1 protein-coding gene is annotated in these 1179 nt (G+C 55.8%); it reads right to left on the bottom strand.

From position 1 onward, the window contains the following. The coding region (tuf, locus tag N879_RS10885) for an elongation factor Tu (protein ID WP_022983363.1) at positions 1-1179 on the bottom strand (1179 nt) is incomplete at its 5' end.

Here is a 1179-nt window from a genome sequence, read left to right as displayed (position 1 = left end):
TTACTTGATGATTTTTGCAACCACGCCAGCGCCAACGGTACGGCCGCCTTCGCGAATAGCGAAGCGCAGACCTTCTTCCATGGCGATAGGAGCGATCAGGGACACTTTCATCGAAATGTTGTCGCCTGGCAGAACCATTTCCTTGTCTTCTGGCAGCTCGATGGTGCCGGTCACGTCAGTTGTACGGAAGTAGAACTGAGGACGGTAGCCCTTGAAGAAAGGAGTGTGACGACCACCTTCTTCTTTGGACAGAATGTACACCTCGGCGTCGAAGTCAGTGTGTGGCTTGATCGAGCCTGGCTTGGCCAGAACCTGACCACGTTCCACGTCTTCACGCTTGGTACCACGCAGCAGCAGACCGACGTTATCGCCAGCTTCGCCCTGGTCCAGCAGTTTGCGGAACATTTCAACGCCGGTACAAATGGTCTTGACCGTGTCTTTGATACCCACGATTTCGATTTCTTCGCCGACCTTGATGATGCCGCGCTCAATACGACCGGTCACAACCGTACCACGGCCGGAGATCGAGAACACGTCTTCAACAGGCATCAGGAACGTACCGTCAACGGCACGCTCAGGCGTAGGAATGTAGCTGTCCAGCGCTTCGGCCAGAGCCAGAACGGCTTGGCTGCCCAGTGGGCCTTCGTCGCCTTCCAGAGCCAGTTTGGCCGAACCCTTGATGATCGGGGTGTCGTCGCCAGGGAAGTCGTACTTGGACAACAGTTCACGAACTTCCATTTCAACCAGTTCGATCAGCTCTTCGTCATCAACCATGTCGGCCTTGTTCAGGAACACGATGATGTAAGGAACGCCAACCTGACGGCTCAGCAGGATGTGCTCGCGAGTCTGGGGCATTGGGCCGTCAGCAGCCGAGCAAACCAGAATAGCGCCGTCCATCTGGGCAGCACCGGTAATCATGTTCTTGACGTAGTCAGCGTGGCCGGGGCAGTCAACGTGAGCGTAGTGACGGTTAGGCGTTTCGTACTCAACGTGCGACGTGCTGATGGTGATACCACGTGCTTTTTCTTCAGGGGCGTTGTCGATCTGCGAGTAATCGCGCGCTTCGCCGCCGTATGCCTTGGACAGAACCGTGCAGATTGCAGCGGTCAGAGTGGTTTTACCGTGGTCAACGTGACCGATAGTACCGACGTTGACGTGCGGTTTAGTCCGTTCAAACTT

Origin of the sequence: Alcaligenes sp. EGD-AK7, assembly GCF_000465875.3 — a bacterium.
GTDB classification, from domain to species: Bacteria; Pseudomonadota; Gammaproteobacteria; order Burkholderiales; family Burkholderiaceae_B; genus Alcaligenes; species Alcaligenes phenolicus.
Note: the sequence above shows the minus strand (reverse complement) of the source record. Positions and strands in the feature narration are given on the sequence as shown.